This window comes from Colwellia marinimaniae, assembly GCF_002207865.1.
Classification (GTDB): domain Bacteria; phylum Pseudomonadota; class Gammaproteobacteria; order Enterobacterales; family Alteromonadaceae; genus Colwellia; species Colwellia marinimaniae.
In genome coordinates this window covers 59401-83927 of the sequence record NZ_BDQM01000007.1, presented here as the reverse complement: position 1 = coordinate 83927, position 24527 = coordinate 59401, and the positions used below count along the sequence as shown (strand labels likewise).

Here is a 24527-nt window from a genome sequence, read left to right as displayed (position 1 = left end):
CACAAAGCCGACCTCATTCATCGGTTAAAATAATCCAATCTCATTATCACTTTGATACTTAAACGGACGCTATCCTCCTTGTTTATTCAATGCTTACTTTCGCACGGTATAGCTAGAAGTATAAATAGTACTTTAAACCAAGGGGGGAGTGTGATTTATTCGTAGCAGCGAAGCCAACAATGAGTGTTGATTTTCTTTTGTCCAGTATTGACTATGCTCTCAGCAAAGCATCTAATATGTCGCAGTGAAATAACATTAAAAAAGGTGTCGTATGGCTATTAACAATATCACTGATAGCGCATTACTAGTAAAGAAGTCACGAAGAACAATTCAGCGATACATAGCTAACGGCAAGCTAATAATGGTACGTGACACGTTAGGTAAACCACAAATTGATACTACTGAGTTAATACGTGTTTTCGGTGCGTTATCAAAGGTGTCGCAGAAAAAAATAGCTAGAAAGTCTCAGTATGTCGCAGCGAAATGGTCGAAAAAAAACAACAGCATTAATTTAACAGCGGATGAACTTGAAGATATCATTACTCGCGCGGTAGAAAAAGCACTGAGTAAAGCGATACCGCTATTGATTGAGCATAAGAAAACAGCACCAATACCCGAGCCAATTACACCAATGGCACCAGTAGCTGATAAAAAAAGGCAACCTATACGACCAATAAATAGGCCTTTCACGGCTAAAAAGAAAGAACGTAAAAATGGTTATGCTGCTGCTTTTGGCCTTCCTAATGTTATTACCGAGGTTATTCATTTACAGATAATGAAGTTACATGGTGAGGGCTTAACATTACGAGAGATTGAAAAAGAGGTCAGTGTTAGTCAAACATCAATACAACGGACGATTACCGTTAGTGCCTAACGAAATTAGTGAATCCGATAGCGTAAATTTCTGGGTCATGCTCATAGAATAGACGGTCATCAGTGGCAAGGTAGCATCACATCACCTAACGTTTCTTTTGAGATAAATAAAGACAAAATTAGCGTCAAGTTCGATGATAACTGAATCTTAAAATTTCATAGGCTGCTCGGGTTTCGATAAAGTCATCTGCACAGCCGCCTTTATCAGGGTGACTAATGATAATTTTCTTTTGGTAAGCCTGACGTATCTCAAACCAATCCACCTCATGATCGATCCCTAGGATAGCCAGAGCAGCATCAATCTTATCTACCGCACTATATCTTTGCCAAAAACTAGAAAAGAGTGTCTCAACCTCTTCAACAGTGATGTTATTCAAATTAGACCAGTCCAAATAGTAGCGGGCCAGGTCAGTGTCGCGCGTGGTCAGTGTATCTTTAGCTCCAGAGCGATTCGGCATCATACAGATTTCTAATGGAAAAATTGTAAGAGAAAATCCCTCTGCTTGAATATCACGTTGAATTTGATAAAGCGCGTTCATAACAAAAAAATTCTTTTGGAAAATGACTAGCTGAGGATCGCCATCCCTTAGAATAAGTGAAAGAAAGTCCTGCTGACAAAGAGCCACCAAATCAACCAGTGAGCAGGAACTGTTCTGCTTTCTTAAATATCCCAGTATTGAAATAATCAAAGGATTGATCATTGGTTTTGGCTCCCTTACAATTCACTGCTAAGACCACGCTGTCAGCAGACTCAGGATAAGCTACCGTTAAAATAGTAGCCGCTATTACCACTTACCGGACATTAAGCAATTGAGTTGAAATGTGGTGAGGATTAGGTTTTTATCGGTAAACTACCGCCTTAAGTTGTGAGTAATAGCGGACTGAAATGTGAAGTAAATAGGAATTGGATTAACTGTATTTTGTCCGTTTATCTAATCAACAGAGTGGACTTGTCGAATCACGAGAAGCCCACTAAGTGCATTTTAACCTATTTAGTTTGAACCAAGTACCTTGCTTTGTTTTAATAATTTAAATTGTTGATCTTTCATATACATTGGATGGTATGGTCCAACAGGCATACTACCAATAAATCGTCCATTCGCTTGTTTAGCATAAGTCGTATAATCAGCTGCTGCGGTATTGATTGCTGTTGCTATTGCACCAATTAGTAAACCAGCTATTCCTCCTCCACCATTTACTGATAAATCTATAACAACCGTACCATTGTATTGCCATAAAATCTCAGAGGTTTTGGTTGATTTTATTTCTGCATCGATAGAAACCGTTAGTGTTGAAGCTAACACAGTATATGAAGTATCCCACTTAACAATTTTTGTAAATAATACTGCGTCAGCGCCGAAATATTCATGGAACTTATTTAGCGGTACATTATAAACAAGTTCACTATCATAAATGCCTTGTTGCTTTAATACATCAGCAGTGAGTTGATAAGGAAATGTATAATAACCATGTAAAGCAATTGGCATTTCAACTGTAGTTGCATAATAATCTTTTGCTTCAGCATCGGTACTTAGATTTATAGGCGGCATAACAAGCAGTGAACGAGGCTTTTCTTGATACATTTTAGGGAATTCTTCACCCTTTGTTATGTAAGTTGGGGCTACACAGCCGCTAAGAAATAGTATAGATAAAGTTAGCAGTGCAATTTTTATTTTTTTTATAATATTCATTTTTTATTACCCCTTAACTTTTGCTTTTTGAATTAAGTTATCCATAAATATGATTGATTCAGGGTAAATGTTCTTTTCTTGTTCAAAAAACTCAATTGCCTTTGGATAATTGTTTGCTTTCAACTGAATATAACCTAAGTTTGCATAAATCCCTGGTGGTACTCTTAACGCTTTCGCATTTGATTTTCTAATAATGCTTTCTAATGAACTCTGCCATTGGGCATCACTTTCATGACCACTTTCTTTTTTCAGGGTATAAAAACTTTCAGAATAATTTTCATACATATACATTGGTGGTGTTGATTTACAACCACTCAAAACAGCGGTAAATAACAGAAGTGTTAATACTAATTTCATGTGAACCCTTTTACGATTTTAATTATTGTTAGTTGGGAATGTTTATTTCTTTCTCATGGCCATCGCCGAGTAACACATTACGTTGAACAACTACCTTGCCTTGTTTAGTAACTATGATTGTATGCTGACCTGGAGTTACTTTATATTGTTGTTTAGGACCTGCTTTGGTTACCAAAAATGATGGTGCGCCATCAATAGAAACTTCAGCGCCTTTAATGTTTCCTGAAAAATAAAGATAGGAGACTGGTTCAGCAGTCATTTGGCCTGAACTATAGGTATTGTAACTACTACAAGCTGATGTAATAGCCAGTAGTGAAAATACAAATAATGTCCGAATAATATTCATTTTAACGTCCTTATGCTGTTATTTAACAATTTCTTGAATAAACAAACCGTTATAATCATTTGATTTGATATAAGTATCCAAGTTGCCTTCAATTATTTGACTGAATGAAACTTCTGATTCTGGTGTATCACCAAATGAGCTTAAAACTTTAATTTTGGCAATTGTTTTACCAGGTAAGGTGATAAACATACCTGTTTGTGGGTTCTTTACTTTTTTACCGGACTTAACTACCTCAAAAGTTGATCCTTGTTTAATATTTTGAGACTTACCACCAGCGATTATTAAATTACCTTCTTCATAAGAAAGAATATAAGAGCGCCATGCTTTATCTAACATGTTTTCAATAATATTTGAGGCTAAATTTGTAATAGCAACATCTATTACTTTGTCATTTAACGAGCTGTCATAAGCCGCTTTGTCACCGACACCTAATACAGTACCTGCTTCGGAATAAGCGATGCCTTTACCTTTTTCTGAATAGATAATTTGACCTGTAGATACATCAATAATGCGGATGTTTACAGTGGCATTGGCTTCTTGACGTTTAACACGTGAGAAAATGCCTACGTCACTTACTTCTTTGCGTCCGAACTCCGTAATTGAACCAACAATTAAAAAATCAGCTGCATTATTTAGTGCTGAACGACCGGACATAGAGAGTTCTTTTTCAATTTTGGTTAAGTCAGCACGCTCAAGCATGATGAATTTACCTGTTTCAAATAATTTAGAGGACAGAATATCCATTGCCTGTTTACCAATACGATTATTATCGTTATCAATAAAAAAGCTTTGTCCGTAGGTTGTTTCGTTGGTAAAACGACCAATAGCAACTTTCCTTTTTAGATATTTAGTTTGGTTGGCAGATGCTGCGATTGTTTTACTTATAGCAGGCGTTTGAATAGGCGTTTTGTGGATTTCTTTTTTTACAACCGTTGCACAACCGGTGAATATTAAACTTACTGATACAGCTAGAAATAGCGCGTTGATGTTCATCTTATCCCTTGATAACATTAATAATTTAAAGAATATTAGCATAAAAAAAATCAAGTTACCTGTATTTATGAGTGTTTTATATCTACGACTTCAAACAATTCATTCAACAGTAGCTTGGCTTTTATTGTTAGTTCTTTAAACAATCCCAGCATGGTATCGATATTTAACTAAAATAGCAGACACCCACTTAAAATAAGTAATACATAATATCAATAAATCAGCGTTTCTGATTTCCGTTGAGCAGAGTTTTACTTTGATTTTTATGGTAACGAAGAGGGTATGCAAATAAATGCACAAAAACAGTGGTTTTACCCAATTTAAGGCACAACTAGCCTTAAGTGAGTGATTTATTTAGATGAGTTATATGGATTATTAAGTAAGTAACTTTTGGCAAATTGACACTGTTGCTCGTTTTTTAAGTGCTGATGTTCACAAAAATCCGTGAGTGCTTGCGCTCTACCTACCGCACCATGGAAATATTGTCTAAACTGAGTGGTTAATACTAACCAGTTTTGGGCACTAATGCCTAAGCGGCTGAGTATTTCAGGTTGAGCTTTGTCAATATAACCGCGTTTATCGGCTCGAATACAGCGGCCGGTTAAATCAAGAAATTGTATATAGTCACTTAATTCAAACGGTAAACCTGTAGGCATGTTCTTTCTTGGGTTAGCGATAAATGGCAGTAGTTGTGGCGCTTTTTCACCCTTAATCGCCGATTTTATTCGCAGTTGAATGCTGGTGTAGTTCGATGTTTCTGGGGTTTTACTCCCTTAGCTCTAATCGGATTTAAATCAACATAAGCCATACAGGCTATTAACGCGGCTTCATCAAGCAAGGCTTGTGATTTAAAACGGCCTTCCCAAAAACGCCAGTACATTCATCTTCTTTATTGGCTTGTTTAGTAATGCTTTCATTAAGAATACGCATAAACCAACTAATATCTGTCAACCTTTGCCTATATACTAGTGCCGTCTCTTCAACCATCTTTGGTAATTGCTCTACGAGTGTTGCACCGCGTAAAAACTGCTGGGTTATAGCCGTACCTTTAAACAGCTATAACCAGTCTTGTTCATTGCATCTGGTACAGCGATTACCATGCCGTAAACTTCAGCCGCAGCTTCTAAATTAGCCGTTAAGAAATTATCTATCGGTTGTACACAGCCATGAAGCACTATCAGTAGTGACTTGCCAGCGCCTATGGGGGAGCTGGAATCAGGGGTGTAAATGTGGACCTTATTAAAACCGCCGATAGTGACGTTTTGCTGCCAACTTCCGCCGTAAGCGCTTAGCGGTATCATCAATAGTAAGGTTAAGAGTTTTATTATTAGGTTAATTTTTGTTTTTACAGTCTGTGCTAATAATCTTTTCATAAGAAAGCCTGCTTTATATTTATTATAATTATCCATTGGAATAGCATCCTTGTGCGTTTTTTGCACAATATATACTCTAGGCAATTTCATCTTAAAAAGAAGTGGCACCTTAGTAGTACCTGTAAGTGAATAGGAAAATAATTGATTTTAGCTTTTGGCGTTGCTTGTCATTATTGCTGTGGGGGAGCATTGCTAATTTGAGCTACTTTCAGGAGATGTTTTCAGGGCAGGTTTTAAGAGAAGTTCTATCTTTGAATATTTATGTTTGAGTAATTACCAAGTTAACTAAGCCAGTAATTAGGTAAATAGCCCAATAGTTAACTTGGTGGTAAAGCTGTCAGCTTAACAAAACTTCTTGTGCTGCGCGAAAGGCTTCTTGCGCTGCGGGCGCGCCACAATAAACCGCGCTATGCAGCAGCACTTCTCTAATTTCTTCAATGCTGGCGCCATTATTGAGTGCACCGCGAATATGACCTTTTAATTCTTGTGGTGCTTTTAGTGCGGTTAACATGGCAATAGTGATCAAGCTGCGGGTTTTTAAGTCTAAACCTTGACGTTGCCAAGTCGATCCCCAGCCATGATCATTAATATAGTCTTGCATTGGCTGAGTAAAGTCATTGGCTTTAGCCAGGGCGCTATCAACAAAGCTATCGCCCATGACTTTTCTTCTGATAGCTTCGCCTGGCGATGTTTGTGGCGTATCTTCATGGGACATTGCTTCATTTTTCCTAGTTTCTGGTGATCCTTTTGCTTTTAACATAACTAAAGCGCCTCAATAGCGATAGCAACTGCTTCACCACCACCAATACACAAACTTGCCACGCCTTTGTGCAACTTTCTATTGAGTAGGGCATGTAATAACGTGGTGACGATACGGGCACCACTGGCGCCAAGCGGGTGACCTAAGGCACAGGCGCCGCCATTAACATTGACTTTACTTGGCTCAATATTAAGCTCATTGATTGCCAACATGGTAACCATGGCAAAGGCTTCGTTAATTTCCCATAGGTCAACATCTGCTTGCTGCCACTGTGTTTTGGTTAACAAAGCCTTGATAGCACCAATAGGAGCAAGGGTGAAATCCTGTGGCGCTTGCGCATAACTGGCATGAGCAACAATGCGCGCTAATGGCGTGAGCCCTTTTTGTCTTGCCGTTGATTCCTTCATCAGCACTAATGCTGCCGCGCCATCTGCAATGGATGAGGCATTGGCAGCGGTGATGGTGCCATCTTTGGCAAAAACTGCCCGCAAGCTAGGGATTTTATCTTTATTAACTAAGGCGGGTGCTTCGTCAGTATCTACTAGCGTATCGCCACGTCGACTAGTGACTGTAAAAGGCGCTATTTCATTGACAAAGGCACCAGATTCAATGGCATGTGTCGCTTTAGCTAATGAGTGAATGGCAAAGCTGTCCATATCGCCACGGGTTAAGTGATTTTCATCAGCCGTTATTTGAGCAAAACAGCCCATGGCTTTATTTTCATAAGCATCCTCTAAACCATCAATCATCATATGATCATTTATATTACCGTGACCCATGCGAAAACCAGCTCTGGCATTGGCTAACATATAAGGCGCATTAGTCATACTCTCCATACCGCCAGCGATAACAATATTCATTGAACCCGCTTGAATGAGATCATGGGCGAACATCATGGCTTTAATACCTGAACCACATACTTTATTAATCGTGGTGGCACTGGTTTTTTGCGCTAAGCCTGCTTTTAATGCCGCTTGTCTTGCGGGCGTTTGACCAAGGCCCGCGGGTAAAACGCAGCCCATAATTACTTCATCAATATCATTAGTCTCTAACGCTGAAGTTATCAGGGCACTTTTAATGGCTGCTGCGCCTAAATCTGTTGCACAAACATTTTTAAAGCAGCCTTGAAAACTGCCGATGGCAGTACGTTGGGCAGCGACAATGACAATAGGGTCTGCTGATCTCATCTGAATTTCTCTTCAATTTATTAAATTTAGCAAGTGTCTTCCAAAGTAAGGCTTTAGCCTCTGTCTTTAAAAGAAAGCGAGATAATTTATTTACTCAATATTGGCTATCCATTGCCTATCTATTGGATATTACTGTGCCGTCCATGCACCATCCATAGGCAATGATGAACCGGTAATACTGCGCGCGCTATCACTGCAAAGAAAGAGGATAAACTCACCAATTTGACGAGGGTCCATCATTTCAGGTAAGGGCTGTTTGGCGGTAATTAGTTGGTATTTTGCCTGCTCAAAACTGCTATTTTCTTTATTAGCAATGTCAGTGATTTGCTCATTGATAAGTGGTGTATCTACCCAACCAGGGCATATGGCATTGGCTGTGATACCATGCTCTGCGCATTCAAGCGCAACCACCTTAGTCAGCCCGACAAGGCCATGTTTTGCTGCGCAATAAGCGGCTTTATTTTTAGAGGCGACTAGGCCGTGTACTGAAGCTATATTAATAATTCGCCCCCAAGAGTTTTCTTTCATACCGGCTAGTGAATGCTGGATGGTATGAAAGGCTGCGGTTAAGTTAATGGCCATGATGGCATGCCATTTGTCTTCCGGGAAAGTATCCACTGCTTCGGTGTGCTGAATACCAGCATTGTTGATCAATATATCAATTGAGCCCATGGTTTGTATGGCACGTTTCATAAAAGCACTAATGGCGTTAGAGTCCATTAAATTGGCGTTATCGAATAGGGTTTTAATTTGATATTTATCACTAAATTCTTGCGCAAGGCGGGCACCTTCATCATTGTCCATTAATCCGTGTAATACTAAATTAATACCCTGTTCAGCCAGTACATGAGCACTGGCTAAGCCAATGCCACTGGTTGAGCCGGTTATAAGTGCTGTTTTACCTGCTAGCATAGTGTTTCCTTTGATAAAAATTAAAAAAAGCTCAGCATATCCCTATGCTGAAAAAGGGCTCGTGCTTTGAAGTCATTATTTTCATCTCGCCTGAGCTGCATACGGAAGTTATTGCCTTACCTTAGCTAAATTAAAGGTGAGTTGATTTACTACCTTAGTGCCATGAAGTTAGCTATACAAAGGATAATCGGGGGGATTTATCTTTTTCTGTCGAGCCTATTTGGCTGAGGTGGGGCTATGATTTTCTTGAATAACCTTTAAAAACTGAGTGGCAGCATGAGAAAAAACATGTCTGCGTTTACTGATAATGCCGACCCGGCGGCTTATAGCAGGTTCATCTATTTCACAATAGTTAAGCTTTAGCACCGAGAGTTGCTGCTGGTAAAGCGAGGGAATAACACTAATGCCTAGGTTATTAGCCACCATTTGTACTACTGTCGCCAATTGATTTGCTTCAAAAGCAATATCTAAGAAAATCTCTTGTTTGGCTAAGGTCTCATCAAGCAGTAAGCGAATACTGGATGGTCTTTGCAGGGCTATAAATGGGTATTGGCTGAGTTGCTGCCATTGTGGCGCTTTACCTTCTTTTATGGGGGCAGTTAATGAATGGCTAAGTGGGTGGTTATTGGCAAAGGCGACAATAAATTTGTCGGTAAAAAGTGTCTTGAAATTAAGGTCATCCGAGTTGCCGGGATCAAAGCTGATGGCAAACTCTACTTTGCCAGAGCGCACCATTGCTATCGCATCTTCGGCAATCACGTCATGAACTTTCACTTTTACTGCCGGATATTGCTTATTGAAATCGACCAGTTGCTTTGGTAATAAAGTACTGGCAAAAGAGGGCATAGCGGCAAAAGATAAATTTCCCCGCTTTAAAATAAAGCTTTCATGGAGTTCCACCAGGGCACTATCAAAGTCGCTAAGCAGTCGTTTGGCTACCGGTAAAAACAATTCACCTTCAGGCGTTAACGACATTACTCTTGTTGACCTGGCAATGAGTTTACCACCAACGGTTTCTTCTAAATTCTTGATGGTGATACTTAATGCTGGTTGTGAAATATGCAGTAACTCACAAGCTTCGGCAAAGCTCTTTACTTGCGCGACACTAAGAAATGCGCGAATTTGTTTTAAGGTAATATTCATGCTCAGCACGCTCTTTAGAAGTTATTATTAATAATAACTTTATAAATACTATTTATAAGTAAAAGTTATCAATACTTAATATTAATCAATTTCACAAATGCATGCAATTGGTTAAAACTGCTAAACACATAAAACTTACACAGGGCTTTTCACCAAAGTGAAAAGTAATAAGCGATGTCAGGATTTGATAAAGTTGTTCATAGCTATGAAGAAGCTATGGCAGGATTAACGGATAATATGACCATTATTTCCGGTGGCTTTGGCCTCTGCGGTATTCCAGAAAATTTAATCAGTGAAATAAAGCATAAAGGCACCCGAGGACTTACTCTCATTTCTAATAACTGTGGTGTTGATGATTTTGGCCTTGGTTTGTTATTACCTGCTCGCCAAATTCGTAAAATAATTGCTTCCTATGTTGGCGAGAATGCTGAATTTGAACGACAAATGATGTCTGGAGAACTAAGTGTTGAGCTGACCCCTCAAGGAACTCTTGCCGAAAAAATGCGCGCTGGCGGTGCAGGTATTCCGGCCTTTTATACCGCCACGGGTGTCGGCACACCAGTGGCAGAGGGTAAAGATGAACGCCAGTTTAATGGCCGTAGCTATATCTTAGAAGAGGCGATAGTGGCTGACTTTGCTTTAGTTAAAGCGTGGAAAGCCGATAGATATGGCAATCTTATCTTTAGAAAAACTGCGCGTAATTTTAATCCTCTGGCGGCAACCGCAGGGAAAATAACTGTCGTTGAGGTGGAAGAAATAGTGGAACCAGGGCAACTCGACCCTGATGAGATCCATACGCCGGGTATTTATGTTAATCGCTTAATTCAAAGTACCTTTGAAAAACGCATTGAACAGCGTACTACACGAGCTGCAGGAGAATAATCATGGCTTTAACAAGAGATCAAATAGCACAACGTGTCGCGCTAGAATTACAAGATGGCTTTTACGTAAATTTAGGCATAGGCATACCAACACGGGTGGCAAACTTCATTCCTCAAGGCATAGACGTAATGCTGCAATCAGAAAATGGTTTATTGGGCATGGGCGCTTTTCCAACCGAGGCAGAAGTTGATGCCGACTTAATTAATGCCGGTAAGCAAACAGTGACTATGGTGGCAGGCGCGTCAATATTTGATTCCGCCGAATCGTTTGCCATGATCCGTGGTGGCCATGTTGATTTAACGGTATTAGGAGCATTTGAAGTGGATGTTAATGGCAATATTGCTTCTTATATGATCCCAGGTAAATTGATTAAGGGGATGGGCGGTGCCATGGATTTAGTGGCTGGCGCCGACAATATTATCGTCACCATGACCCATGCGTCAAAACATGGCGCTGCTAAATTACTGAGTCATTGTACTTTACCGCTAACAGGTAAGGGCTGTATTAAAAAAGTATTAACAGATTTAGCGTTTATTGAAATTAAAGCGGGTAAGTTTCATTTACTTGAACGTGCGCCTGGAGTGTCGGTGGACGAAATAATCAAGCTAACTCAAGGTGAACTTGTTATTAGTGGTGAAATTCCTGAAATGCAGTTTTAGTTAATCAAGTGTAGTTAAAAGGCGAGCGACTGCTACTGACGACAATGAATAGCCGGATTAATATTAATAATACCGGCTTGGTTGATCGTCGCTATTTTTTTATCTTGTTTGAGTATTGCTAGGGTATTGCTGCCAAGTGACCGCACATAGGTAAGTAGGTAACCAAACTGTCCCAGGCTAGATACCGCATATTGTTGGCTAAGGTTAAGCTGGTCCCATAAGGTGTCAAGACTATAGTCTTGCTCTCTGCTATCAGCGATAAAAGTGGTCACAGCGGTTAAGTCTTTGTCTAGTATTAGGGTAGGTAACATAATATTGGTCTCACTGTTTAGCTAGTGATTAGATATTAAGCAATCATAACCAGTAACACTGTAGAGAATTGTTTTAATTAGGTTGTTTTTTGTACCGTTGTGGTCTTGCCGATATTTACATTACTCGGTCCCGTGGCCTGGGGCTCAAAGGCTAGTTTGTGTGCACGACAAATGATAATTCCCTCAAGTCTTTTAAATTCCCACAGAACCCTGCCTCTTGCCGTGGAACGAGGATAAATAGTTAATTTGACAACAATAACTAAGCAAAACACTAATTCATTAGTCAATTTCACCACATAGTGAATTGTTAATCGGTGCTTTTAAATGTAACTTATTGTTACATATGGAAAATGAGTAACTGGCATAGCTTGTGCTATTTTTAATGCATTATTAAAAATACGGAAATATCCCATGCTTACTTTTTCTAAAACATCACTTCTTGTTTCAGCACTGCTGACAACCGCCTTTTTAACCGCGTGTTCAGAGCCCGAAGCGAAGGACGAGGATAATAAAGTTGCAGAATTTGCCATACCTGTAATGGTGGTGAGTATCGAGCGTAAAGACATTTCATCAAATTTCCACACCACAGCGATATTAGAATCTCGTAATGAAGCGGACATTATCACCCGCGTGACCGGTATTATTGAAGAGCTAACGGTTGAAGAAGGTGATTTTGTTGAAAAAGGTCAACTGCTGGCTAAAGTTGATGCTAGACGTTATCAATTGGCACTCGATAAAGCGGAAGCAGAACTTGCCGGTGTTAAGCAAGAGTTGCAGCGTTTGTCTTTAATGGTCGAAAAGCAATTAGTGAGTGCACAAGCATTAGATAAATTGAAATATCAGCATAGAGCTGCGATAGCGGCAAGAGAGTTAGCCGTCCTAGATTTGCTGGACAGTCAAATTGTTGCGCCCATTTCAGGTTATATTTCCCAGCGCCTTATTAAAACGGGTCACTTTACCCAGGGCTATCAAAAATTATTCCATATTGTTGATCCATCAAGTTTACAAGCTGTGGTTTATTTACCGGAACATAAGCTGAGCTATGTGAAATTAGGGCAACAGGCCTTATTAAACTTTAGTGCTCGACAAGGGCAACAATTTATTGCGCAAGTGCGCTCAATTTCTCCGGTTATCGACAGCCGCAGTGGTACTTTCAAGGTGATTTTGTCTTTAGCTAATGACGAGTTGCAATTAAAGCCAGGTATGTTTGCACAAATCGCCCTGACTTTTGCTACCCATAAAGATACCTTAACTATTCCAACGGATGCCATCATTACCCTTGATAACCAAAGTAAAATTTACTTAGTAAAGGATAATAAAGCCGTAGAAGTGTTAATCAACAAAGGTTTTGTGCAAGAGCAACTGACCGAGATAAGTGGTCAGTTACATGAAGGTGATAGTGTCGTGGTTAACGGTCAACATAATCTCAAAGCAAACGCCTTGGTTGAAATATTAAATGCCAAACCTAGCGCAGAAGATAGTTTCAATGATGAAGAGTTAATCGAAACAGATACAGTAATCGTAATAGCGACTAAATAGAGAGTCAGTAGCATGAATATTTTGATTGATAGCTTATTCTTTGTGGTTGCCAAACACCCGGTAGCCACCATTTTAATAATTTTTATTGCCTTGTTAATTAGTAGTGTAAATACCATTGGAGCTTTATCATGAGTATTGTTGATGTGGCGATAAAACGTCCGGTTACTATCTGGATGTTTACTTTTGCCGTCATGCTTTTTGGTTTAGTGGGCTTATCTCGGCTGGCGGTTAACCTGTTACCTGAACTGTCTTATCCTACCTTGACTGTGCGCACTAACTATATAGGAGCCGCCCCTGCTGAAATTGAGCAATTAATTACTAAACCCATTGAAGAAGCGGTTGGTGTGGTAAAGGGATTAAGGAAAATAAGCTCGGTATCTAAAGCGGGGCAGTCAGATGTGTTACTTGAGTTTGACTGGGATGTTGCTATGGATATCACCAGCTTAGAAGTGAGGGAAAAGCTTGATCTTATTCGTTTACCCCTTGATGTACAAAAGCCACTTATTTTGAAGTTTAACCCGTCTTTAGATCCCATTATCCGTTTGGGTTTACAAACTTCAGATAATTCGGTGGCTGGCTTAACCGAGCTCCGAACGTTTGCTGAATATGAGGTGAAGCGCCAATTAGAATCACTGCTCGGTGTGGCATCGGTAAAATTAGGTGGTGGTCTTGAACAAGAATATCAAGTTGTTATTGATCAACACAAATTGGCACAGCTTAATTTAAGTAGCCAAGATATCATTAATCGAATTCATGCCGAAAATATCAACATTTCCGCCGGTAAGTTAATTGAGGGTAATACTCAATACCTAGTGCGTACGCTGAATCAGTTTACTCATATCAGTCAAATTGGCGATCTGGTGGTTTATCGCGAAAATGAGAAAATAATCACCCTAAGTGATATTGCTACCATTGTTGATGGTTACAAAGAACGCACCGATATAACCCGTATTAACGCTGTTGAGGCGGTTGAATTAGCCATATATAAAGAAGGTGATGCTAATACGGTGCAAGTGGCAAACTTAATCAATAATAAGCTCGATGCCATTAATAAGTTATTGGGGGAGCGCTATCAATTAACCGTGGTCTATGATCAATCAACCTTTATTAGTAATGCCATTAGCGAGGTGAAATCAGCGGCGATCATTGGTGGTTTATTGGCAATGTTCATCCTATACCTTTTCTTGCGCTCGATTATCCCAACCCTTATTATTTCTTTATCAATACCGGTGTCGGTTATTGCCACATTTAACATGATGTATGCTAACGATATCAGTCTTAATATCATGTCCCTTGGTGGCATTGCCTTAGCAATGGGGTTACTGGTCGATAATGCCATCGTGGTGTTGGAAAATATTGCCCGCTATAAAGAGCAGGGCTTGAATGTTGTTGAAGCTGCTCGAAAAGGCACTAAAGAAGTGAGTGGCGCTATTATTGCCTCAACACTCACTACGTTGGCGGTTTTTGTGCCGTTAATTTTTGTCGAAGGTGTCGCCGGACAGCTCTTTGCCGATCAAGCCATGACAGTCGCTTTTGCCCTCATTGCTTCATTAGTTGTGGCGTTAACCTTGATACCAATGTTGGCTTCAAGACAGATGTCGCCAGCAGTAGAGCAAGAAAAAGACGATAGTGATGCGGTAAAAATTAGTTTTAAAGCGCTGGTTTGGACTAAAAAAATAACCTTTATCTTAGTTTTACCCGTTAAAGTTATTTTTATTTTCTTGCCTATGCTTATTACCCGTATTGTGCTGGTGGTTTTTCATGGGATTAATAAAGTCGCTGCCTTTATCATGAAGCCACTTAGCGCCGGATTTAATTTTGTCTTTGAGCGGTTAGCCGAATTTTATCAAAAATCGTTAGCACTAGCGTTAAAACATGGTGTTAGTACCTTACTGATCAGCCTAGTCTTTGCGGGTTCAGCTTTCTTCATCTTACCTAAAATAGGGGTGGAATTATTACCGCCGTTGGCGCAAGGAGAGTTTTATCTTGAACTTGAGCTTGCTCCGGGTACACCACTGGCAGTAACAGACAGCACCATAAATAAAATCGCTGAAAAGTTACAGCAAGATAAACGCATTAAAAGTACCTATTCATTAACGGGTCGAGGCAGTTTAATGACCAGTAATGCGGATAAAGGGGGTGAGCATCAGGCTAGGTTGCAAATAATGCTGCATGATAGTCAAGATGAACGACAAGTGATGGCGGATATTCGTCAGTATAGTGAAAAAATTGTTGGCGCTACTACCCAATTAAACCAACCGGAATTGTTTACTTTTAGTAAACCAATCAGCATAGAATTGGCCAGTTATGATCTTAACTTGCTAACCAGCTACAGTAATAAATTAACAACATTGATGCACCAAGATGCACAGTTTGTTGATGTTGCCAATAGCCAACGTAAAGGGCAACCAGAATTAGCCATACATTTTAATCAGCAAAAAATTGCTCAGTTAGGCTTGAATGCACCCGATATAGCGCGACTTGTCGCGGTGAACATCGGCGGGAATATTGCCAGCAAATATACCTTACTTGATCGCAAGATAGATATATTAGTACGCAGCGATGCCAAACAACGTGATTCTATTACCGATTTAAGGGAGCTTGTGGTTAACCCCAATAGTGACTTTCCTATCACACTTGACAGTATCAGTACTATTGTTGAAACCGTTGGTCCAGCGCAAATTAACCGCATTAACCAACAGCGTGTTGCGATTATTAGTGCCAATATAGCGATGGGCGATCAAAATAGTGCCTTAGCTAAGGCCAATGAATTAATCCAGCAATTAAAACTGCCGTTAAGCGTAGTAGCGACTTTTGGCGGACAAAGCGAAGAAATGCAACAGTCATTTAACTCCATGCTGATGGCATTAACCTTGGCGGTATTTTTAGTTTACCTGGTGATGGCTTCTAAGTTTGAGTCATTATTACAACCCTTATTAATCTTGTTCAGCGTACCGTTAGCCGGTGTTGGCTCTATTTATGGCTTATATCTATTTGGCTGTAATATCAGTGTCATCGTCTTTATTGGTTTGATTATGTTGGCGGGTATTGTGGTGAATAATGCCATTGTTTTACTTGATAGAATTAACCAATTACGGGCCCAAGGTTTAGATAAAGCTATGGCTATAACGCAGGCTGCTCAGTCTCGATTACGTCCTATTATAATGACGACACTTACCACAGCACTGGCCTTGCTTCCTATGGCATTCGGGGTGGGCGAAGGGGCCGAGCTCAGAACGCCTATGGCGATAACAGTAATCAGCGGTCTACTTTGCTCAACGCTATTAACCTTAATCGTTTTACCTGTGCTTTATCATTTGTTTGATCATAAAAAAATTGCTTCGCTGACCGTTGACGGTTTATGTGTTGAAGAGAATAACGAGCCTGGCATAAGCGCATTACCGGAGCCACACAATGTCTAATAGTAGCTTTAACTTAACTGCGCTGGCGCTTAAAAAACCAGTAACCACCTTGATGCTTTGTCTAACCATGTTAATGATGGGTATAGCGGCAACACAGTTACTGCCCTTGGAAAAATGGCCGGGTATCGACATCCCTGAAATGATGATAAGTGCACCGTATCAAGCATCAAGCCCTGCAGAAGTCGAGCGCTTAGTGACTAAACCCCTAGAAGAAGCACTGGCAACTATGGGTGGCATAAAGCGACTTAGTTCGCGCTCAACAGAGCATGGCGCAGAAATAAGTATTGAAGTTGCATGGGAAACTAGTTTAACGGGCAAAGCGATAGAAGCGCGTGAGAAAATTGATGCTATTCGTCATTTATTACCGGAAGATTTACAACGTGTCTTTGTCTATCAGTTTTCAACTGCGGATATGCCTATTTTAACGCTGCGTATTTCCAGTGAACGTGAACTGAAAAACAGCTTTCAGCTGCTCAATAATTATTTGAAAAAACCACTGGAGCGCCTGCCTGGCGTTTCAAAAGTTGAGCTTTATGGCGTAGACCAGCGACAAATATCTATCCGCTTAATGAGCGAGCGCATGGCAAGTCATAACATTGATGTTTTGCAACTAACAAAAATGCTACAGGCCCATAACTTTACCATCAATGCTGGCTCATTAAGGTCAGCAACGAATACTATTCGCATTAGTCCTAAAGGAGAGTTTACTCAACTAAATGATATACGAGGCCTAGTGGTTAAAGATAACGTTTATCTTGGCGATATTGCGCAGGTGTTATTTGAGCAACCAGAAAGAATCGACGGTCGACATTTAGACAGAAGTTACGCTATTGGCGTCAATATTTTTAAAGAATCCAGTGCTAACCTGGTCGATGTTGCTGGCCGAGTTGTTAGCGCGGTTGATGAAATATCGCAAAGTTCGCAGTTTAGTGGTATCAATATTTTTATGATGGAGGATCAGGCAAAAGGGGTGACCGATTCATTGTCGGCCTTATTAATGGCTGGCGCCATTGGTGCGGTACTATCCTTTATGGTGTTATTTCTTTTTCTGCGCAACACTACCGCAACTATTCTGGTGGTGGCATCAGTACCCTTTTCTATTTGTATCACCTTAGCGGTTATGTACTTTTTAGGCTACTCACTGAATATTCTGTCAATGATGGGACTATTATTAGCGGTCGGTATGTTGGTTGATAACTCGGTAGTGGTGACGGAGTCAATTGCTGCCGAACACCGGAATAATCCGGCAACGACTCAGCAAGAAAAAATTCGCAATATATTGCGCGGTGTTGATAAAGTCTCCTTGGCCGTCATGACAGGCACATTAACGACCATGATAGTATTTCTGCCAAATATCATTGGCGAAAAGGTACAAATTACCGTTTTCTTAGAGCATGTCGCTATTGCTATCTGTATTTCCTTAGCGGCCTCGTTATTGATTGCTAAAACCTTGCTGCCCTTATTATTATCTAAAATTCCACTGGAAAATCTTGTTGCTAGCTCAAGCAGAAAATCGAACCATAGTGAGAAAAATTCAACGGTTAATAATGGCAGTATGCGCTATAAAAAAAGCCTTTCCTGGGTATTAGCTCACCCCAAAATTACCGGCTTTTGCGCCTTGTTGATTTTAGCAAGTTCGGCGATTCCTATGGGAGTGATTACCTCAGATAATAATGACAATCAAGACGGAACCCGCTTATTTATGCGTTATCACGTTGAAGGTCAATTTCCACTTGAGCATGTAGAAGCCATGGTGAATCGTATGGAAGCCTATTTGTATGAACATCAAGAGGAATTCTATATTGATTCTGTTTACAGTTATTACAGTGGTGAACGGGCCTCTTCTACCTTGTTACTCAAAGAAAGTCGCGATATTTCCATGAATGAATTAAAAGAACGCATTCGAAAAAATATGCCGGCATTTTATGCTGCTAAACCTGACTTTGGTTGGCAGAGTGCTAAAAGTGGTGGTGTTAGTGTCACCTTGTTGGGCGCCTCAACAGAAATGTTAATGACGCTCTCTGAGCAAATCGTGCCGATACTTGCCCATGTTGACGGCTTAACCGATGTAAAAAGTGATGTATCTCAGCATCAAAAAGAAATGGTGGTGGTAATAGATCGCTTTAAAGCGAACCAATTGGGGCTTGATTCTCGACAAGTTGCACAAATTGTCGGCACGGCGTTACGGGGAGTTGAACTACGCAGCTTCCGTCATGATCCTAATGGTGAAGTAAATATTCGCTTACTTTATGATGAAAAACTTAAGTACTCGTTAAATCAATTGAAAAAATTGCCGATTACAAAAATTGATGGCCAAAATATTACCCTAGAAAGTGTTGCTAAATTTACGGTTCAGCCAAGGCTAGCGGCAATTTATCGTGAAGAAAGACAAACCGCCTTGACCATAGGGGCAAACATGAATGATATAACCATGGAGCAAGCCAAAGAACGTATTGAACAAGCCATGGCTAGTTTTGACTTACCCCCAGGGTACACCTGGAAATTGGGACGTGGTTTTAATCGCCAACAACAAGAGCAAAATATTATGTTGGTGAATATGTTGTTGGCTTTAGCCATGATTTATATAGTGATGGCGGCTTTATTTGAGTCGTTATTATTACCCGCAGCTATTATTAGCTCTATTTTATACTCCATTGTCGGTGTCTTTTGGTTTTTCCTGCTTACGGGTACCAGTATGTCGGTGATGGGCATGATTGGCATTTTGATCCTGATGGGCATAGTGGTCAATAATGGCATTGTCTTAATTGATCAAATAAATCAGATGTCACCAAATATTGAGCAATTGGAAGCCGTGATCGCCGATATATGCATTACTCGACTTCGACCGGTGTTAATGACTGTGGCGACAACCGTATTAGGCATGGTGCCACTTGCGCTAGGCTCAACACAACTCGGCGGTGATGGCCCATCTTACGCACCGTTGGCTGTGGCCATTATTGGTGGCTTAACATTCTCTACAGTGACTAGTTTGTATCTTGTGCCTTGGTGTTACTTGATGTTTAGTAAACTCGCTTGGAACTCAAGCATAGGCTTTAATAAGGCAAATACCTTTGCTAAGCGTATTGCCAAGGTGTAATCAATCATTGAAAATATGCTAATAATGAATAGTAAAAGGCCAGTAAAGCTTAGCTTTACTGGCTTTTTTATTAATTTTAATATGGCTTATTTTGAGTTTTACTCAGTCTTGGCTTGTTCCCTGCGTTTTGCTTCTTCTATGCGCCATGTTTGTAATTCAAGGTAATAACCATCCCATACACAAGGGTTACAGGCACCACCACCACAACAATCATCGTCGGCCGGCGCTAGGGGTTTTTCATGGGAATTGGACATAAGCGTTGTTAACTCAAAATAAGTGAAATATTTACCGCGCTAGAATAACAAAAAAGCTCTGCATTTGCAGAGCTTTTAATATGTACAGGATGTACGGTATTCAGAAAATGCAGGACGCACATTTTCGATATGTACAGGATGTACGGTATTCAGAAAATGCAGGACCCACATTTTCGATATGTACAGGATGTACGGTATTCAGAAAATGCAGGACGCACATTTTCGATATGTACCAGATGTGCACTAGCTCACGGAGACAGCAGGTCTAGGAGTGAGCAATAGTGTTTTCTAATAAAAACTAGTCAAGTTCAGCTAACTTCTGTTCTAAGTAATGAATGTTAGCACCACCATTAACAAAACCTTGATCATTTAAAATATCTTGATGCAAAGTAATGTTAGTTTTAATACCGTCAATCACTAATTCGGCTAAGGCATTACGCATACGCGCAATAGCAACATCACGGTTATCACCCCAAGTGATTAGTTTACCAATCATAGAGTCATAATGTGGCGGTACAGAATAACCAGCATAAATATGAGAATCCCAACGTACACCTAAACCACCTGGTGGGTGGAAACGGGTAATCTTACCCGGTGACGGAATAAAAGTACGAGGATCTTCAGCATTTATACGACATTCAATTGAGTGACCTGAAATTTTAATATCGTCTTGGGTATATGATAACGGTTGACCAGCGGCAATACGTAGTTGCTCTTTGATCAAGTCAACACCCGTGATCATTTCTGTTACTGGATGCTCAACCTGAATACGGGTATTCATTTCAATGAAGTAGAATTCACCATTTTCATATAAGAATTCAAACGTACCAGCACCGCGATAGTTAATCTCAAGACAAGCATTACAACAACGCTCACCAATTTTGGCGCGCATTTCAGGGGTAATACCTGGTGCAGGTGCTTCTTCAACTACTTTTTGGTGACGTCGTTGCATTGAACAATCACGCTCACCTAAGTGAATTGCGCTGCCTTGGCCATCAGCAAGGATTTGAATTTCAATATGACGTGGATTTTCAAGGAATTTTTCCATGTAAACCATATCATTTTTGAAAATAGTACCCGCTTCTTTTTTGGTTAAGGCAATAGCCTCGACCAATTCTCCTTCACTACGCACTACGCGCATGCCACGACCACCACCACCACCAGCCGCTTTAATGATTACCGGGTAACCGATGCGTTTGGCATGAGCCTTATTTTGCGCATTATCTTCAGTCAATGGACCATCAGAGCCAGGTACACAAGGCACTCCCGCACCTTTCATCGATTTTATTGCCGCAACTTTATCACCCATAATACGGATGCTTTCTGCCGTTGGACCGATAAAGATAAAACCAGAGTTTTCAACTTGTTCAGCAAAATCAGCATTTTCTGCTAAAAAACCATAACCAGGATGAATAGCAACTGCATTGGTTACTTCTGCTGCGGTAATGATTGCCGGAATATTAAGGTAGCTATCAGGTGCGGGTGCTTTACCAATACAAATGGTTTCATCCGCTAACAAAACGTGTTTAAGGTCTTTATCAGCAGTTGAATGAACAGCCACGGTTTTGATACCAAGCTCTTTACAGGCGCGCAATATTCTTAAGGCAATTTCGCCACGATTGGCGATAACAACTTTATCTAACATGGAATAACCCTTATCTCTGAATATATACGGGCTTATTCAATGATGAATAGCGGTTGGTCAAATTCAATGGCGTCTTCATTTTGCGCTAAAATTTCTTTAATAACGCCAGACTTGTCCGCTTCAATTTGGTTCATCATTTTCATTGCTTCAACAATACATAAAGTATCGCCAGCATTTACATGTTTACCGACTTCAGCAAATGCGGGTGCATCAGGTGAAGCGGAAGCATAGTAAGTACCAACCATAGGAGAACGAACGATATGACCAGTAGGTGCTGGAGCTGCTACTTCAGCAGGAACCACTGCAACTGGGGCAACCGGAGCAGCTAAAGGAGCCGCTTGCATTACTGGGGCCACTGCAACAACGCCACGGCAAATGCGTACGGATTCTTCACCTTCAGAGATCTCTAGCTCGTTGATACCGGACTCTTCAACCAGTTCGATAAGTTTTTTTATTTTACGAATATCCATTGGGACACCTTAAATTAGGGTTACTAAAATTAATATTTTTTTAATATAGGTTAATGTTTGGTCATTAACTGTTACGGTTTGTAATTGATGGTTATTTGTCGTTTGCTGCTTTGTTTAGGTAGGTGCTTGCCGCTTCTAGGGCGAAGCTATAACCTTGCGCACCAAAACCGCAAATAACACCTAGGGCAATATCAGACAAATATGAGTGTTTTCTAAAAGCTTCACGCGCATGCACATTTGATAAATGCACCTCTATAAAAGGTATGGCCACAGCAAGCAAAGCATCTCGAAGGGCGACACTAGTATGAGTATATGCAGCCGGATTAATGATGATAAAATCTACCTGCTGAAAGCCTTGGTGAATCGCATCGATTAATTCATGCTCAGCATTGCTTTGTAAATGTTTTAACTCAATATGTTTTTCAGTAGCTTGTTGGCTCAACTCAGCAATAATGTCAGCTAAGCTTTGTGTACCGTAGATGCTAGGCTCGCGTTTACCCAGCATATTCAAATTTGGGCCATTTAACACTAAAACTGTAAACTTTGTGCTCATCTTCTGTTAAAACACCATTAAAAATCATTAGGGCTAATAATTACACAAAATAACGGTGCTGTGAACTAAAAAGGTTAATTTTCCACTGTTTTTTTGTTATTGGCGATAATCACTGTGTTTTCGAAGAATATAGCTGCAAAGTACTGGTCAAACCTCTTTATGTAGCTACAGGTGTTTGATTTATTACTGATTTGGGCTATCATTACCTAGTTATAGTTATTACTGTATTGATTTTAAAAGTATTTTTACATTTGTTCAGCTTTATTGTAGGGCTTCCTTATTAAACACTATTTTCTGGCTATTGTACTTATGCTAGCGTGCCTTGTGACCCCACAAGTTGCAGCTATTGAAGTAGTCACTCACCCACAAGTTACTGAACGTAGCTTAACTAAATCACAGTTACGGCGTATTTACACTATGCGTCAGTTACGCTGGAGTGATAATCAAGCGATCACGGTATTTGTTTTACCTAGTCAGCATGCACTCCACCAACGTTTTGCTAAAGAGCGTTTGCAAATATTCCCCTATCAACTGAATCGTATCTGGCATAAATTGACTTATTCAGGTTTAGGCGTGGCACCGACGGTGGTAAAGTCTGAACAAGAACTTATCCAAGCCGTCAGCAACACCCCAGGCGCTATTGGTTATATAGGTGAGGCAACGTTAATAAAATTAAGTCAAAGCTTTAATGACTCTAGCAGTCAACAGCCACTTAATATGGATGATGGGCAAAAGGTTAGCGGTAAAGGAGTATTAAATGTTGTCAAAATTAAAGACTAATGCTGCTGTCGAAGTATCTAGCAGGGTTAATAATTTGTCTGGAGATCGAAGTTTGCTTGCTCGAACATACTTGTGCACTTTTTTGTTAGCCGCTTGTGTGGTGACTAGCGCACAAGCAGAAGAGGGTACAAGTTATGCTAACTCGCAAGACTTTCAACTACATGGTTTTATTTCACAAGGCCTTATTGACGTAAACGGTAGTGATTTTGTTAATGATGACGGTGGACTATCGGCAGAGCTAACCGAAATTGGTCTCAATGCTTCCTATCAATTAACAAATAAGTTTCGCTTGGCCGCTCAGGTGGTTTATTTAGATGGTGGCAATCGTTATTCACAAGGTGCCCGAGTAGATTATGCGCTGTTAGATTGGTCCGCGTATACTAATGAATCTTGGCAGGCTAACGTATATTTTGGCCGATTTAAAAATAATCATTGGCTTTATTCCAGCTCTCGAGATATTCCCTTTGCTAGACCCAGTATTATCCTACCACAATCTGTTTATTTTGATGGTTTTAGAGATATCGCTGTGGGTAGTGATGGTATCGCGGCGAAATTAAGTCACAGTACCGATGAATATGGTAATTTTGATTGGCAATTAAGCTATGGTTCCTCACCTATTTCAGATGAACAAACTAAGAATATATTGAGTGAGTATGCTCAAGGGACTGCTGAGCAAGATTATGATGCGCAAGCAAGTATCTATTGGCAACCGGCATTTTCTTCATGGCGCTTTGGCTTATCATTACTTGATGCTAGCTTTACCTATGACCAAGGTGGTGTTGGTAGCGGAGATGTTTTCTTTGATAGTGATTTTACCTTTCAATTTTATACCATGAACGCCATTTATGCAGGCGAAAAATGGGAGTTTAGTGGTGAAATATATCAGCAACGATTTACCATAGATGGCTTTTATTCCCCAGATTTTCAACTAGATAATATTGGTCAGGGCTTTTATTTACAATCACGCTATAAGTTAACGCAACAATTAACCTTGTTAGCTCGATATGAAGATTTCTACCTAAATAAAGAGGATAAAGACGGTAAAAAATTACAACAGATAACCGGCGGAGATATTCCATATTATTTTGCTTTTCATAAAGATATCACCCTAGGTGTTAATTACGACATTACCAGTAATTTTAGCATGCGTATGGAGTATCATTGGGTAAAAGGTGCGGGCAGGCTAACGCCTGTGGTCGTGCCTAATGCCATCATTAATAATACTGAAGATTGGCAAATGTGGGCCGTACAATTGATGTATTGGTTCTAGCAGTAGTATTACC

The 24527-nt window shown here is 40.2% G+C and carries 25 protein-coding genes; 8 read left to right on the top strand and 17 right to left on the bottom strand.

Annotation, left to right across the window (positions count from 1 at the left end):
* The first annotated feature begins 271 nt into the window (after positions 1-271).
* Positions 272-874, top strand: coding sequence for a hypothetical protein (locus MTCD1_RS06325; protein ID WP_057179793.1), 603 nt, complete (start codon positions 272-274; stop codon positions 872-874).
* A gap of 124 nt (positions 875-998) precedes the next feature.
* Here the strand turns inward: MTCD1_RS06325 and MTCD1_RS06320 are convergent, their stop codons facing one another.
* From MTCD1_RS06320 to MTCD1_RS06270, 12 genes are all read right to left on the bottom strand, one after another.
* Positions 999-1574, bottom strand: a complete 576-nt coding sequence (locus MTCD1_RS06320) for a DNA-J related domain-containing protein (RefSeq protein ID WP_057179794.1) — start codon at positions 1572-1574, stop codon at positions 999-1001.
* 291 nt (positions 1575-1865) lie between these two features.
* On the bottom strand, positions 1866-2564 hold the full coding sequence (locus MTCD1_RS06315) for a DUF799 domain-containing protein (RefSeq protein WP_057179795.1): 699 nt from the start codon (positions 2562-2564) through the stop codon (positions 1866-1868).
* Positions 2565-2570: 6 nt separating this feature from the next.
* On the bottom strand, positions 2571-2921 hold the full coding sequence (locus MTCD1_RS06310) for a DUF4810 domain-containing protein (protein WP_057179796.1): 351 nt from the start codon (positions 2919-2921) through the stop codon (positions 2571-2573).
* 28 nt (positions 2922-2949) lie between these two features.
* Positions 2950-3267 carry a hypothetical protein gene (locus tag MTCD1_RS06305; RefSeq protein WP_057179797.1) on the bottom strand — a complete coding sequence of 106 codons (318 nt, stop codon included), beginning with the start codon at positions 3265-3267 and terminating at the stop codon, positions 2950-2952.
* 18 nt (positions 3268-3285) lie between these two features.
* Entirely contained in the window at positions 3286-4260 is a 975-nt protein-coding gene (locus MTCD1_RS06300; protein ID WP_057179798.1) for a CsgG/HfaB family protein, read from the bottom strand.
* Positions 4261-4607: 347 nt separating this feature from the next.
* Entirely contained in the window at positions 4608-4913 is a 306-nt protein-coding gene (locus tag MTCD1_RS22580) for a hypothetical protein (protein WP_307188498.1), read from the bottom strand.
* 65 nt (positions 4914-4978) lie between these two features.
* Positions 4979-5137, bottom strand: a complete 159-nt coding sequence (locus MTCD1_RS22575) for a hypothetical protein (protein ID WP_307188497.1) — start codon at positions 5135-5137, stop codon at positions 4979-4981.
* A gap of 154 nt (positions 5138-5291) precedes the next feature.
* Positions 5292-5630, bottom strand: a complete 339-nt coding sequence (locus MTCD1_RS06290; protein ID WP_231732959.1) for an alpha/beta hydrolase family protein — start codon at positions 5628-5630, stop codon at positions 5292-5294.
* A gap of 337 nt (positions 5631-5967) precedes the next feature.
* The gene (locus tag MTCD1_RS06285; protein WP_057179854.1) at positions 5968-6345 is read right to left on the bottom strand and encodes a carboxymuconolactone decarboxylase family protein; all 378 of its coding nucleotides are present in this window, start codon (positions 6343-6345) and stop codon (positions 5968-5970) included.
* A gap of 47 nt (positions 6346-6392) precedes the next feature.
* Entirely contained in the window at positions 6393-7577 is a 1185-nt protein-coding gene (locus MTCD1_RS06280; RefSeq protein WP_057179800.1) for a thiolase family protein, read from the bottom strand.
* Positions 7578-7706: 129 nt separating this feature from the next.
* Entirely contained in the window at positions 7707-8489 is a 783-nt protein-coding gene (locus tag MTCD1_RS06275) for a 3-hydroxybutyrate dehydrogenase (protein ID WP_057179801.1), read from the bottom strand.
* Positions 8490-8705: 216 nt separating this feature from the next.
* A complete protein-coding gene (locus MTCD1_RS06270) occupies positions 8706-9632 on the bottom strand; it encodes a LysR family transcriptional regulator (protein ID WP_057179802.1) in 927 nt (308 codons plus the stop codon).
* Positions 9633-9806: 174 nt separating this feature from the next.
* Between MTCD1_RS06270 and MTCD1_RS06265 the strand changes: the two genes are divergently transcribed.
* A complete protein-coding gene (locus MTCD1_RS06265; RefSeq protein WP_057179803.1) occupies positions 9807-10514 on the top strand; it encodes a CoA transferase subunit A in 708 nt (235 codons plus the stop codon).
* A 2-nt stretch (positions 10515-10516) separates the two neighbouring features.
* Entirely contained in the window at positions 10517-11173 is a 657-nt protein-coding gene (locus tag MTCD1_RS06260) for a 3-oxoacid CoA-transferase subunit B (protein WP_057179804.1), read from the top strand.
* A gap of 32 nt (positions 11174-11205) precedes the next feature.
* Here the strand turns inward: MTCD1_RS06260 and MTCD1_RS06255 are convergent, their stop codons facing one another.
* A complete protein-coding gene (locus MTCD1_RS06255; protein ID WP_057179805.1) occupies positions 11206-11484 on the bottom strand; it encodes a hypothetical protein in 279 nt (92 codons plus the stop codon).
* Between the two features lie 411 nt (positions 11485-11895).
* On the opposite strand from MTCD1_RS06255, the gene MTCD1_RS06250 reads away from it, so the two are divergent.
* From MTCD1_RS06250 to MTCD1_RS06240, 3 genes are all read left to right on the top strand, one after another.
* Entirely contained in the window at positions 11896-13023 is a 1128-nt protein-coding gene (locus MTCD1_RS06250; protein WP_057179806.1) for an efflux RND transporter periplasmic adaptor subunit, read from the top strand.
* 128 nt (positions 13024-13151) lie between these two features.
* Positions 13152-16445 carry an efflux RND transporter permease subunit gene (locus tag MTCD1_RS06245; RefSeq protein ID WP_057179807.1) on the top strand — a complete coding sequence of 1098 codons (3294 nt, stop codon included), beginning with the start codon at positions 13152-13154 and terminating at the stop codon, positions 16443-16445.
* Positions 16438-19542: an efflux RND transporter permease subunit gene (locus MTCD1_RS06240; RefSeq protein WP_057179808.1), complete on the top strand. Its 3105-nt coding sequence runs from the start codon at positions 16438-16440 to the stop codon at positions 19540-19542. Before MTCD1_RS06245 ends, MTCD1_RS06240 begins: the two co-directional genes overlap by 8 nt.
* Before the next feature lie 98 nt (positions 19543-19640).
* Here MTCD1_RS06240 and MTCD1_RS06235 read toward each other — a convergent pair whose 3' ends face one another.
* The 4 genes from MTCD1_RS06235 to aroQ form a co-directional block, all read right to left on the bottom strand.
* Complete coding sequence (locus tag MTCD1_RS06235; RefSeq protein WP_082606413.1) at positions 19641-19796, bottom strand: oxidoreductase-like domain-containing protein; 156 nt, start codon at positions 19794-19796, stop codon at positions 19641-19643.
* 298 nt (positions 19797-20094) lie between these two features.
* Positions 20095-21441: an acetyl-CoA carboxylase biotin carboxylase subunit gene (gene accC / locus MTCD1_RS06230; protein WP_057179809.1), complete on the bottom strand. Its 1347-nt coding sequence runs from the start codon at positions 21439-21441 to the stop codon at positions 20095-20097.
* A 32-nt stretch (positions 21442-21473) separates the two neighbouring features.
* On the bottom strand, positions 21474-21911 hold the full coding sequence (gene accB, locus MTCD1_RS06225; protein WP_057179810.1) for an acetyl-CoA carboxylase biotin carboxyl carrier protein: 438 nt from the start codon (positions 21909-21911) through the stop codon (positions 21474-21476).
* Positions 21912-22002: 91 nt separating this feature from the next.
* Complete coding sequence (gene aroQ / locus MTCD1_RS06220) at positions 22003-22464, bottom strand: type II 3-dehydroquinate dehydratase (RefSeq protein ID WP_057179811.1); 462 nt, start codon at positions 22462-22464, stop codon at positions 22003-22005.
* A gap of 324 nt (positions 22465-22788) precedes the next feature.
* Here aroQ and MTCD1_RS06215 point away from each other — a divergent pair, with 324 nt between their 5' ends.
* Together MTCD1_RS06215 and MTCD1_RS06210 are read left to right on the top strand one after the other, a co-directional pair.
* On the top strand, positions 22789-23244 hold the full coding sequence (locus MTCD1_RS06215; protein WP_197410247.1) for a type 2 periplasmic-binding domain-containing protein: 456 nt from the start codon (positions 22789-22791) through the stop codon (positions 23242-23244).
* The gene (locus tag MTCD1_RS06210; protein ID WP_057179812.1) at positions 23222-24514 is read left to right on the top strand and encodes a hypothetical protein; all 1293 of its coding nucleotides are present in this window, start codon (positions 23222-23224) and stop codon (positions 24512-24514) included. Before MTCD1_RS06215 ends, MTCD1_RS06210 begins: the two co-directional genes overlap by 23 nt.
* The last annotated feature ends 13 nt before the right edge of the window (positions 24515-24527 follow it).

Bases quoted from the DNA above. Each gene is read 5' to 3' on its own strand.
- MTCD1_RS06325 (WP_057179793.1), top strand. From the start codon at position 272: ATGGCTATTAACAATATCACTGATAGCGCATTACTAGTAAAGAAGTCA.
- MTCD1_RS06320 (WP_057179794.1), bottom strand. From the start codon at position 1,574: ATGATCAATCCTTTGATTATTTCAATACTGGGATATTTAAGAAAGCAG.
- MTCD1_RS06315 (WP_057179795.1), bottom strand. From the start codon at position 2,564: ATGAATATTATAAAAAAAATAAAAATTGCACTGCTAACTTTATCTATA.
- MTCD1_RS06310 (WP_057179796.1), bottom strand. From the start codon at position 2,921: ATGAAATTAGTATTAACACTTCTGTTATTTACCGCTGTTTTGAGTGGT.
- MTCD1_RS06305 (WP_057179797.1), bottom strand. From the start codon at position 3,267: ATGAATATTATTCGGACATTATTTGTATTTTCACTACTGGCTATTACA.
- MTCD1_RS06300 (WP_057179798.1), bottom strand. From the start codon at position 4,260: ATGAACATCAACGCGCTATTTCTAGCTGTATCAGTAAGTTTAATATTC.
- MTCD1_RS22580 (WP_307188498.1), bottom strand. From the start codon at position 4,913: ATGCCTACAGGTTTACCGTTTGAATTAAGTGACTATATACAATTTCTT.
- MTCD1_RS22575 (WP_307188497.1), bottom strand. From the start codon at position 5,137: ATGTACTGGCGTTTTTGGGAAGGCCGTTTTAAATCACAAGCCTTGCTT.
- MTCD1_RS06290 (WP_231732959.1), bottom strand. From the start codon at position 5,630: ATGAAAAGATTATTAGCACAGACTGTAAAAACAAAAATTAACCTAATA.
- MTCD1_RS06285 (WP_057179854.1), bottom strand. From the start codon at position 6,345: ATGTCCCATGAAGATACGCCACAAACATCGCCAGGCGAAGCTATCAGA.
- MTCD1_RS06280 (WP_057179800.1), bottom strand. From the start codon at position 7,577: ATGAGATCAGCAGACCCTATTGTCATTGTCGCTGCCCAACGTACTGCC.
- MTCD1_RS06275 (WP_057179801.1), bottom strand. From the start codon at position 8,489: ATGCTAGCAGGTAAAACAGCACTTATAACCGGCTCAACCAGTGGCATT.
- MTCD1_RS06270 (WP_057179802.1), bottom strand. From the start codon at position 9,632: ATGAATATTACCTTAAAACAAATTCGCGCATTTCTTAGTGTCGCGCAA.
- MTCD1_RS06265 (WP_057179803.1), top strand. From the start codon at position 9,807: ATGTCAGGATTTGATAAAGTTGTTCATAGCTATGAAGAAGCTATGGCA.
- MTCD1_RS06260 (WP_057179804.1), top strand. From the start codon at position 10,517: ATGGCTTTAACAAGAGATCAAATAGCACAACGTGTCGCGCTAGAATTA.
- MTCD1_RS06255 (WP_057179805.1), bottom strand. From the start codon at position 11,484: ATGTTACCTACCCTAATACTAGACAAAGACTTAACCGCTGTGACCACT.
- MTCD1_RS06250 (WP_057179806.1), top strand. From the start codon at position 11,896: ATGCTTACTTTTTCTAAAACATCACTTCTTGTTTCAGCACTGCTGACA.
- MTCD1_RS06245 (WP_057179807.1), top strand. From the start codon at position 13,152: ATGAGTATTGTTGATGTGGCGATAAAACGTCCGGTTACTATCTGGATG.
- MTCD1_RS06240 (WP_057179808.1), top strand. From the start codon at position 16,438: ATGTCTAATAGTAGCTTTAACTTAACTGCGCTGGCGCTTAAAAAACCA.
- MTCD1_RS06235 (WP_082606413.1), bottom strand. From the start codon at position 19,796: ATGTCCAATTCCCATGAAAAACCCCTAGCGCCGGCCGACGATGATTGT.
- accC (WP_057179809.1), bottom strand. From the start codon at position 21,441: ATGTTAGATAAAGTTGTTATCGCCAATCGTGGCGAAATTGCCTTAAGA.
- accB (WP_057179810.1), bottom strand. From the start codon at position 21,911: ATGGATATTCGTAAAATAAAAAAACTTATCGAACTGGTTGAAGAGTCC.
- aroQ (WP_057179811.1), bottom strand. From the start codon at position 22,464: ATGAGCACAAAGTTTACAGTTTTAGTGTTAAATGGCCCAAATTTGAAT.
- MTCD1_RS06210 (WP_057179812.1), top strand. From the start codon at position 23,222: ATGTTGTCAAAATTAAAGACTAATGCTGCTGTCGAAGTATCTAGCAGG.